At 75.8% G+C, this 9,483-nt stretch carries 7 protein-coding genes; 2 read left to right on the forward strand and 5 right to left on the reverse strand.

Annotated features, from left to right (window positions below; genetic code table 11):
* Nucleotides 1–3: 3 nt before the first annotated feature.
* A complete protein-coding gene (locus tag E1200_RS08565; protein WP_131951275.1) occupies nucleotides 4–3,219 on the reverse strand; it encodes a carboxyl transferase domain-containing protein in 3,216 nt (1,071 codons plus the stop codon).
* 157 nt (nucleotides 3,220–3,376) lie between these two features.
* On the opposite strand from E1200_RS08565, the gene E1200_RS08570 reads away from it, so the two are divergent.
* Complete coding sequence (locus tag E1200_RS08570; protein ID WP_131951276.1) at nucleotides 3,377–3,943, forward strand: TetR family transcriptional regulator; 567 nt, start codon at nucleotides 3,377–3,379, stop codon at nucleotides 3,941–3,943.
* On the opposite strand, the gene E1200_RS08575 is transcribed toward E1200_RS08570, so the two are convergent.
* Nucleotides 3,933–5,366, reverse strand: coding sequence for an aldehyde dehydrogenase family protein (locus E1200_RS08575; RefSeq protein WP_243708419.1), 1,434 nt, complete (start codon nucleotides 5,364–5,366; stop codon nucleotides 3,933–3,935). The two genes, E1200_RS08570 and E1200_RS08575, sit on opposite strands and share 11 nt — an antisense overlap.
* 178 nt (nucleotides 5,367–5,544) lie before the next feature.
* Between E1200_RS08575 and E1200_RS08580 the strand changes: the two genes are divergently transcribed.
* On the forward strand, nucleotides 5,545–6,726 hold the full coding sequence (locus E1200_RS08580) for an acyl-CoA dehydrogenase family protein (RefSeq protein WP_131951277.1): 1,182 nt from the start codon (nucleotides 5,545–5,547) through the stop codon (nucleotides 6,724–6,726).
* 24 nt (nucleotides 6,727–6,750) lie between these two features.
* On the opposite strand, the gene E1200_RS08585 is transcribed toward E1200_RS08580, so the two are convergent.
* From E1200_RS08585 to E1200_RS08595, 3 genes are all read right to left on the reverse strand, one after another.
* On the reverse strand, nucleotides 6,751–7,548 hold the full coding sequence (locus E1200_RS08585) for an enoyl-CoA hydratase/isomerase family protein (protein WP_131951278.1): 798 nt from the start codon (nucleotides 7,546–7,548) through the stop codon (nucleotides 6,751–6,753).
* Nucleotides 7,529–8,509, reverse strand: a complete 981-nt coding sequence (locus E1200_RS08590) for an alpha/beta hydrolase (RefSeq protein ID WP_131951279.1) — start codon at nucleotides 8,507–8,509, stop codon at nucleotides 7,529–7,531. The genes E1200_RS08585 and E1200_RS08590 overlap by 20 nt, the downstream gene beginning before the upstream one ends.
* A 115-nt stretch (nucleotides 8,510–8,624) precedes the next feature.
* Nucleotides 8,625–9,377, reverse strand: coding sequence for a gamma-glutamyl-gamma-aminobutyrate hydrolase family protein (locus tag E1200_RS08595; RefSeq protein ID WP_131951280.1), 753 nt, complete (start codon nucleotides 9,375–9,377; stop codon nucleotides 8,625–8,627).
* Nucleotides 9,378–9,483 lie beyond the last annotated feature (106 nt).

The raw sequence follows: 9,483 nt of genomic DNA on the forward strand, positions 1-9,483 counted from the left end.
CCGTCACCAGGTGTCGATCCAGCGGCGGCCGTCCCCGGGCGGCGGGGCCGCGGCGAACGCGGTGGTGATCCAGCGGCGGGTGTCGGCCGGGTCGATGACGTCGTCCAGCTCGAAGACCGTGGCGGCGTGCAGGGCCTTGCCGTGCTCGTAGGCGGCGGCGACCATCGTCCGGAACAGCTCCTCCGGGTCGCCGGCCTCGGCGAGCTCCTTGCGGTAGCCGAGCCGGACGGCGCCCTCCAGGCCCATGCCGCCGATCTCGCCGGTGGGCCAGGCGACGGTCGCGAGGGGCGCCTTGAACCCGCCGCCCGCCATGGCCTGCGCGCCGAGGCCGTAGCCCTTGCGCAGCACGATCGTGATGACCGGGACGCGCAGGTTCGCGCCGATGACGAACATGCGGCTGAAGTGCCGGACGGTGGCGGTCCGCTCGGCCTCCGGGCCGACCATGAAGCCGGGCGTGTCGCACAGGGACACGACGGGCAGCCCGTGGGCGTCGCACAGCTGCAGGAACCGCGCGGCCTTGTCGGCGGCGTCGCGGTCGATGGCGCCGCCGAGGTGGGCGGGGTTGCTGGCGATGAGGCCCATCGGGCGGCCCTCGATCCGCACCAGCGCGGTGATGATCCCGATCCCGAAGGCGCGCCGCAGCTCCAGGACCGAGCCGGTGTCGGCGAGGCCGGCGACGGCGCGGCGGACGTCGTAGGCGCGCAGCCGGTTCTCCGGGACGACGTGCCGCAGGACCCGCTGGTCGGCGCACTCCCAGTCGTCGCGCGGCCCCTGGAAGTAGGACAGGTAGCGGCGGGCGGCGTCGACGGCGGCGGCCTCGTCGGGCACGGCGATGTCCACGACGCCGTTGGGCTCCTGGACGCCGATCGGGCCGATCTCCTCGGGCGCGAACACGCCGAGCCCGCCGCCCTCGATCATCGCGGGCCCGCCCATCCCGATGTTGGCGTCGCGGGTGGCGATGATGACGTCGCAGCAGCCGAGCAGGGCGGCGTTCCCGGCGAAGCAGCGCCCGGCGGCGATCCCGACGGTCGGGACGCGGCCGCTGAGCCGCCCCATCGCGTGGAAGGTGGTCACGTCCAGGCCCGACACGCCGGAGGTGTCGGTGTCGCCGGGCCGGCCCCCGCCGCCTTCGGCGAAAAGCACCACGGGCAGGCGGCGGCGGTGGGCGATGTCCAGCATCCGGTCGGTCTTGCGGTGGTTCTGGTGGCCCTGCGTCCCGGCCATGACCGTGTAGTCGTAGGACATCACCACGGCCTGCGCGCCCGACACGTCCCCGATGCCGCAGACCATGCCGTCGGCGGGGGTGCGCTCGATCAGGTCCTCCAGGGACCGGCGCCGCCGCTGCGCGGCGATGGCCAGCGCACCGTACTCGACGAACGTGCCGGCGTCGCAGAGGTCGTCGATGTTCTCCCTGGCGGTGCGGTGGCCGCGCGCGTGCCGCTTGGCGACCGCCTCGGGACGGGACGCGTCCAACCCGATCTCGTGCCGGCGCAGGGTCTCGGCGAGGTCGGCGCGGATCTCGGCGAGGTCGGGCCCGGTGTCCTCGGCGGCGTCGTCGCCGGCCACCTCCGCCGGTTCGACGAACAGCAGCGGCGCGCCCTCGGCGACGGTCTCCCCCGGTGCGGCGGTGACGCGCCGCACGATGCCCGCCTCCCCCGCGTGGACGACGTGCTCCATCTTCATGGCTTCGAGGACCAGGGCCGGTGCCCCGGCCCGCACGGGATCGCCCTCGGCCACGTCCACGCTGACGACCGTGCCCTGCATGGGGGCGGGCACCGCGACCGTGCCGGGCGGCGCGTCCGGCACCGCGGCGGCGGGCACATCGGTTTCGTCGTGGGCGGTCTCGACGTAGTAGCGGCGGTGCTCGCTCTCCAGCAGCTCGGGCAGGTGGCCGGCGACGAAGGACGTGTCGAACCCGCCGGAGGTGAAGCCGGGGTGGCGCAGCACGCCCTGCAGCAGCGGGATGCTCGTCGCGACGCCGGCGATCTCGAACTCGCCGAGCGCGCCGTGCGCGCGGGCGGCGGCGGACGGCAGGTCCTCCGCGCGGGCGACGACCTTGGCGAGCAGCGGGTCGTAGCGGGGGCTCGCGCGGTAGCCGGCGTACCCGCAGGTGTCGACGCGGACGCCGGGCCCGGACGGCGGCGCGAACGCGGTCAGCGTCCCGGCCCGCGGGTGCGGCGTGCCGTCCGCGTCGATGGTCTCGGTGTTGACCCGGACCTGGACGGCGCAGCCCGCGGCGCGGGGCGGCCCGGCGCCCAGGCCCACGGCCGCGAGGTCCTCCCCCAGCGCCAGCCGGATCTGCGTCTTGACCAGGTCGACCCCCGTGATCTCCTCGGTGACGGTGTGCTCGACCTGGAGCCTCGGGTTGGCCTCCATGAACCAGAACTCCCCGTCCACGACGAGGAACTCGAACGTGCCGATGCCGTCGTAGCGGACGCGGGCGGCCATGCGCAGCGCCGCGTCCAGCAGCGCGTCCCGGACGTCGCCGGGCAGCGCCGGCGCGGGCGCGACCTCGATCAGCTTCTGGTGCCGCCGCTGAATGCTGCAGTCGCGCTCCCAGAGGTGGACGACCGCGCCGGTCCCGTCGCCGGCGACCTGCACCTCGATGTGGCGGGCGCGCGGCACGTACCGCTCGGCGTACAGGTCGCCGGAGCCGAAGGCGGCGAGCGCCTCGGACCGGCACCGCTCGTACGCCGCGGCCATCCCGGCGGGGTCGGCGACGACGCGCATGCCGCGCCCGCCGCCGCCGGCCAGCGCCTTCAGCATCACCGGGCCGTGCTCGCGCGCGAACGCCTCGGCCTCGGGGAGGCTCACCGGCCCCGCCGTGCCGCGCGCCACGGGCACGCCCGCCTCCCGGGCGAGCTCCCGCGAGCGGGTCTTGTCGCCGAACAGCTCCAGCAGCTCGGGGCGCGGGCCGACGAACACGAGGCCGGCGGACGCGCAGCCCGCCGCGAACCCGGCGTTCTCGCTCAAGAAGCCGTAACCGGGGTGGACGGCAGCGGCGCCCGCGTCCCCGGCCGCGGCGATCAGCGCGCCGGCGTCGAGGTACCCGGCCGGCCCCTCCCCCGGCAGCACCCGGACCTCGTCGGCGCGGCGGGCGTGCGGCGCCGGGGCCTCGTCGCGGGTGCGCACGGCCACCGTGCGCAGGCCCAGTTCCGCCGCGGCCCGGACGATCCGCAGCGCGATCTCGCCCCGGTTGGCCACCAGGATCCCGCCCACCGGCCCTCCTCACCTCGCCTCGCGCGACGCGCCTCACTCTAGAGAGGCGGGCGCGGGCCGGTGACCGGCGGGCGGCCGGTCACCGGACGGGGCGTCCGGGTGATAATGATCCGGTGGGGCCGCCACCCCACGATCACCCGCGGAGGATCGACGACTCATGGGCACCGGCCGTTCCGTGCGCGAATCCCTCCTGGACGCCGCCGCATCCCTGCTCGTGGAGCGCGGCTACCGCGGCGTCCGGATGCGGGACGTCGCGGCGGCCGCCGGGGTGAGCCGGCAGACCGTCTACAACGAGTTCGGCGACAAGTGGGGCCTGGCGCAGGCGGTGGTGGTCCGCGACAACGAGCGCTACCTCGACGGCATCGACGCGGCGCTGTCCGCGCACGACGACCTGTACTCGGCGGTGACGGCGGCGGTCATGTACACGCTGGAGACCTCCGCCGACGACCAGCTGAAGAAGGCGGTGCTGACCGGCGCGGGCGGCGACGAGCTGCTTCCGCTGCTCACCACGCAGGCCGAGCCGGTGCTGTTCACCGCCAGCGCCCGCATCGCCGAGCACGCGCTGCGGCACTGGCCGGACCTGGACCGCGACGCCGTCACCGAGATCGCCGACGCCGCGGTGCGGCTGACCATGAGCCACCTGATGCTGCCCTCGGGCCCCCCGGAGCGCTTCGCGGACTTCGTCGCCCGCATGGTCACCCGCTACGTGGCCGTCAAGGGATGACGGTCTGCAGGTGAACGACCTTGACGGCCGTCATCTCGTCGAGGAGCTCGGGGCCGTAGCCGAAGCCCCGGCCGCTGGCGCCGCGCGGGGTCGCGGCGCCGCCGGGAGCGCCGCCGAACACCGCGTTGATCTTCACCGTGCCGGTCTTCAGGGTGCGCCAGGCCGCCTGCGCGTAGGCCGGGTCGCGGGTCAGCACGGTCGCGGCGAGGCCGTAGCGGCCGCGGTGCGCCGCCGCCAGGCCCTCCTCGAACGAGGCGACGGTGCGGACGGGCGCGACCGGCCCGAAGGTCTCCTCGCCCATCACGGCCATCGCGTCGGTGCAGCCGGTGAGGACGGTGGCCGGGTAGAAGGCGCCGGGGCCCTCGGGGATCCGCCCGCCGGCGCGGAGCCGCGCGCCGTCCGCGACGGCCTTCTCGACCTGCTCGTGGACCTGGGCGCGGTGCCGCTCGTCCACCAGCGGGGCGAGTTCGGTGGACGGGTCGGCGCCCGGCCCCATCCGCAGGCCGCGGGCCCGGCGGACGAGCGCCTCCTCGAACGCGGCGGCCACGGCCTCGTGCACGTAGACGCGCTCGACCGAGGTGCAGATCTGGCCGGCGTTGGCGAAGCAGCCGGTGGCGGCCTGCGCGGCGGCCCATTCCGGGTCGACGCCGGCGTCCACGATCAGCGGGTCGGTGCCGCCGTTCTCCAGCAGGACCTTGGCCCCGGTCCCGGCGGTCAGCCCGGCGATGCGGCGGCCCGCGCGGGTCGAGCCGACGTGCGCCACGACGTCCACGCCGCCGTGGCCGGCGAGGGCCTCGCCCACCTCGGCGTCCCCCGTGACGAGGTTGAGGACGCCGCCGGGCAGCCGCCCGGCGATCAGCTCGGCGAGCATGGCGCCGGTGTGCGGGGTCCGCTCGGACGGCTTGTGCACGACGGTGTTGCCGGTGGCGACGGCGGCGCCGATCAGCCCGCAGGCGATGGCGACGGGGTCGTTCCACGGCGTGATCACCGCGACGGTCCCGAGGGGCTCGCGGACCATGAAGTCGGCGGCGTCCCACCCGCCCTGCAGGCTGCGCCCGCCGTGCAGCGGGCCGAGCTCGGCGTACTGGCGCAGCGTCCCGATCCCGGCCTCGACACCGCCGAGCGCGTCGCCGGACGGCTTGCCCATCTCGGCGGTCACCAGGGCGGCCAGCTCGGCGGCGCGCGCCTCGACGGCCCGCGCGGCGGCGTGCAGCGCGGCGCCGCGCTCGGCGGCCGGGACCGCCGCCCAGCCCGGCGCGGCGGCCCGGGCCGCCGCGACCGCCGCGTCCACGTCGCCGCTCCCGCAGACGGGAACCACCCCGAGGGGGCCGCCGTGCGCCGGGTCGGTGACGGTGAACATCCGCTCCCCGGCGCCCTGGCTCCAGCGCCCTCCGGCCAGCATCCACATGTCGCGCGGTCGCATGTTCGCTCCCTCGTCTCGGCGCGGGGCACGGACGCTCCGCCCGGGCCACGCGATCGCCTCGCCGCCGTGCCGGGTCCCCTACCCGGGACGGCGGCGTTCATTGACCCGCCCCGACCGTCAGTGACTACTTACTCGATGGGCTAACGTGGGGCCGACAGCCGAGTGCGAGGGAGGCGCGGTGGACTTCGACCTGCCGGAGAGCGCGGCCGCGGTGCGCGAGGGCGTACTGGCGATCGCCGGGAAGTACGACCAGGAGTACTGGAGCCGCTGCGACGCGGACAAGCGCTGGCCCGAGGAGGTCTGGCGGGAGCTGGTCGCCGGCGGCTGGCATGCGCTGGCCGTCCCCGAGGAGTACGGGGGCGGGGGGCAGGGCCTGCTGGAGCTCGCGGTCGCCCTCGAAGCCCTCGCCGAGGGCGGCGCCGGCGGCGCCGCCTCGTTCATGTACCTGCTCACGCCCGCGTTCGGCGGGCTGACCATCGCCCGCCACGGCACCCGGGAGCAGAAGGACGAGTTCCTCCCGAAGATCGCCTCCGGTGAGCTGGAGACCTGCTTCGCCATCACCGAGCCGGACGCGGGCAGCAACTCGATCAACATCACCACCAGCGCCCGCCGCGACGGCGACGCGTTCGTGGTCAGCGGCCAGAAGATCTGGATCTCCGGCGTCGAGCGCGCCGACCACATGATCCTCGTCGCCCGGACGGTCCCGGCCGCCGAGGCGCGCCCCCGCACGTCGGGCTTCACCGTCCTGCTGGTGGACCTCAAGGAGGCCGTCGCCGAGGGCACGCTGACCTACCAGCCGATCCCCAAGCTCGGCACCAACACGGTCGCGTCCAGCACGGTGTTCCTGGACGAGGTCCGCGTCCCCGCCGAGCGCGTCATCGGCGAGGTCGACATGGGGTTCGCCGTCCTGTGGGACATCCTCAACCCCGAGCGCATCCTCGCCGCGGCCGGCGGCGTCGGCTCCGGCGAGCTGGTGCTCGGCCTCGCCTGCGAGTACGCCACCGACCGGGCGCCGTTCGGGAAGCCGATCGGCACCAACCAGGGCATCGCGTTCCCGCTCGCCCGGATCAAGGCGCAGGTCGAGCTGGCGCGGCTGATGACCTACAAGGCCGCCTGGCTGTGGGACCGGGGCCGCCCCTGCGGCTCGGAGGCCAACATCGCCAAGCTCACCGCGGCCGACGCGGCCTGGCAGGCCGCCGACCGCGCGTTCCAGACCTACGGCGGCATGGCGTACTCGCTGGAGTACCCGATCGCCCGGATGTTCCGCGACGCCCGCATCGCCAAGAACATCCCGGTCGCCGAGGAACTCGTCCTCGCCCACATCGCCCAGCACGAACTGGGACTGCCCAAGTCGTACTGACGCCGGAACGCGCGGGGGGCGCCCTCAGCCGAATTTGGGCGGGCGCTTCTCCCGGATGGCCGCGACGCCCTCCCGCACGTCCGGGCCGGTGAACCCGAAGAACTCCATCGCCAGCGAGGCGTCGAACGTCGGGCCCGCCAGGCGCAGCCAGTTGTTCAGCGCGTACTTGGTGAACGACAGCGCCTCCGCGGGCCCGGCGGCCAGCCGGCCGGCGATCTCCAGGGCGCGCTCGTGCACCTCGCCGTCGTCCACGCACAGCGAGACCAGGCCGATCCGCTCGGCCTCCTCCCCCGTCAGGACGTCGTTGAGCAGCAGGTAGTACTTCGCCTTCGCCATCCCGCACAGCAGCGGCCACACGATCGCCGCGTGGTCCCCGGCCGCCACGCCCAGCCGGGTGTGCCCGTCGATGATCTTCGCGGTGCGGCCGGCGACGGAGATGTCGGCCAGCAGCGCCACCGCCAGCCCCGCGCCCACCACCGGGCCCTGCACCGCGCTGACCACCGGCTTCGAGCAGTTCACCAGGTTCATCACGATGTCGCGCGCCTCGCGCATGATGCGGCGCCGGGCACCGTGGTCGGCCATCATCTCCTCGATCATGGCGAGGTCGCCGCCCGCCGAGAACGCCGTCCCCTCGCCGCGCACGACGACCGCGCGCACCGCGTCGTCGGCGTCGGCGTCCCGCCAGATCTCCGCCAGCTCCCCGTGCCCCGTCGCGTCGACCGCGTTGAGCTTGCCCGGCGTGCTGAGCACGACGCGCAGCACCCCGTCCGCCGCCCAGTCGATCTTCAGCCGCTCGTAGCCGTCATACCGCCCGCTGCCCATGGCCGGTCGCCTCCCGCGTCCGCACGTCGAATGCCGCGCGCAATCGTCGCACAGCGAACTCCCGCGCCCGGACACCGGCGTCGAACTGCTCCGGGAGCAGGAAGAACGAGTGCACGACGCCGTCGTAGCGGCGCGCCTCCACCGGCACCCCGGCGGCGGCGAGCCGGCGCGCGTACGCCTCGCCCTCGTCGCGCAGGATGTCGTACTCCGCGGTGATCACGGTCGCGGGGGCGGCGCCGGCGAGGTCCGGGGCGCGCAGCGGGGCGAGCCGGAAGTCGGCGGGGTCGGCGCCGGCCCGGTAGAGCTCCATGAACCGGGCGAGCGTGCCGGCGTCCAGCGCGTACCCGGTCCCGAACTCCCGCCAGCTCGGGGCGTCCATGGCCGTGTCGGTCACCGGGTAGACGAGCAGCTGGTGGACGAGCGGCACGCCGCGGTCGCGGGCGAGCAGCGCCACCGCCGCGGCGAGGTTGCCGCCCGCGCTGTCCCCGGCCACCGCGAGGGCGCCGGGCAGGACGCCGTAGCGGTGCGGCTCGCGCGCCGCGGACGCCACGACGGCCCAGGCGTCGTCGACGGCGGCGGGGAACGGGTGCTCGGGCGCCAGCCGGTAGCCGACGTTCAGCACGGCGCATCCGGCGGCGGCCGCGATGTCGCGGCACGTGGCGTCCACGTCGTCGATCCCCCCGAGGACCCACGCGCCCCCGTGCAGGTACACGACCGCGGGCAGCGGCCCGCGCTCCGCAGGCTCCGGCCGGTACAGCCGCACCGGGACGGGGCCGCCCGGCCCCCGCACGGTGAGGTCGCGCACCTCCGGCAGCTCGGGGCCGGCGGGGGACGGCACCGCCGCGGCCCTCTCCCGCAGCTGCTCGATCGTCGGTTCCGCCGCGCCCCCCGCGCCGGACGGCAGCGCCGTCCAGCCCGCCACGAACTCCAGGAAGCTCACGGTCTGCGGGTGCAGCGGCATGCGGCGGCCTCCGGGGGTCTGCGGCGAGATGTACCGGATCGCTTCCCCCAGGCCGCCGGGTCAATCCCCGCCCGCGCCGGGCATCGCGCCGGCCCGGGCAGCGGGCCGGTCCGGGTCAGCGGCCGGCGGCCTCGGCGACCAGGGCCTCGAACAGCCGGCCGTCGCCGGACTCCTCCGGGTGCCACTGGACGGCGAGGCCGAAGCGGTGCCCCTGCAGCTCGACGGCCTCGACCACCTGGTCCTCCGCCCAGGCCACCGCCGCCAGGCCCCGGCCGAGCCGGCTCACCGCCTGGTGGTGGTAGGTCGGCACGTCGGCGTGGTCGCCCATGACCTTGCCGACCAGGCTGGTCGCGCTGATCTGCACCGGATGCGAGCCGACCAGTCCGCTCTCCGGCGCGTGCCCGTCATGGCCCACCGCCTCCGGCAGGTGCTGGACGAGCGCTCCCCCGCGCGCCACGTTCAGGACCTGCATCCCCCGGCAGGTGGCCAGGAAGGGGAGGCCGGCGTCCACGACCGCGCGGGCGAGCGCCAGCTCGAAGCGGTCGCGCTGCGGCTGCGGCGGGCCCGTCAGGGCGTGCCGGGCGGCCCCGTAGAGCTCGGGATCGAGGTCGCCGCCGCCCGCGAGGACGATGCCGTCCAGCCGCCCGACCAGCGCGTCCACCCCGCGCAGGCTCGCGGTCGGGGGCAGCATGACCGGGACCCCGCCGGCCCGCTCGACGGCGCGGACGTAGGGCACCGGCAGGAGCGCGGCCTCGCGCACCCAGACCCCCCAGCGGGCCGGCTCCTGGTAGGTGGTGATGCCGATGAGCGGCGGCGCGCCGGCACCGGCGGCGGTCGGGGCCGGCGCCCCGCGGATGGCCTCTGACATGCCCGGTTTCCCCCTGTCGTGCGTTGGCCACGGGACGACTGCCGAGATGGGCGGTTCGTCGTGTTCGGCTGCCCCTCATGGTGCCTCACCCGCCCCCGGGCCGTCC

The organism is Actinomadura sp. GC306, assembly GCF_004348665.1.
In the GTDB taxonomy this organism is placed as follows: Bacteria; Actinomycetota; Actinomycetes; order Streptosporangiales; family Streptosporangiaceae; genus Spirillospora.

Excerpts from the sequence above, each read along its gene's own strand:
- E1200_RS08570 (WP_131951276.1), top strand. The coding sequence starts at position 3,377 with ATGGGCACCGGCCGTTCCGTGCGCGAATCCCTCCTGGACGCCGCCGCA.
- E1200_RS08575 (WP_243708419.1), bottom strand. The coding sequence starts at position 5,366 with ATGCGACCGCGCGACATGTGGATGCTGGCCGGAGGGCGCTGGAGCCAG.
- E1200_RS08585 (WP_131951278.1), bottom strand. The coding sequence starts at position 7,548 with ATGGGCAGCGGGCGGTATGACGGCTACGAGCGGCTGAAGATCGACTGG.
- E1200_RS08590 (WP_131951279.1), bottom strand. The coding sequence starts at position 8,509 with ATGCCGCTGCACCCGCAGACCGTGAGCTTCCTGGAGTTCGTGGCGGGC.
- E1200_RS08595 (WP_131951280.1), bottom strand. The coding sequence starts at position 9,377 with ATGTCAGAGGCCATCCGCGGGGCGCCGGCCCCGACCGCCGCCGGTGCC.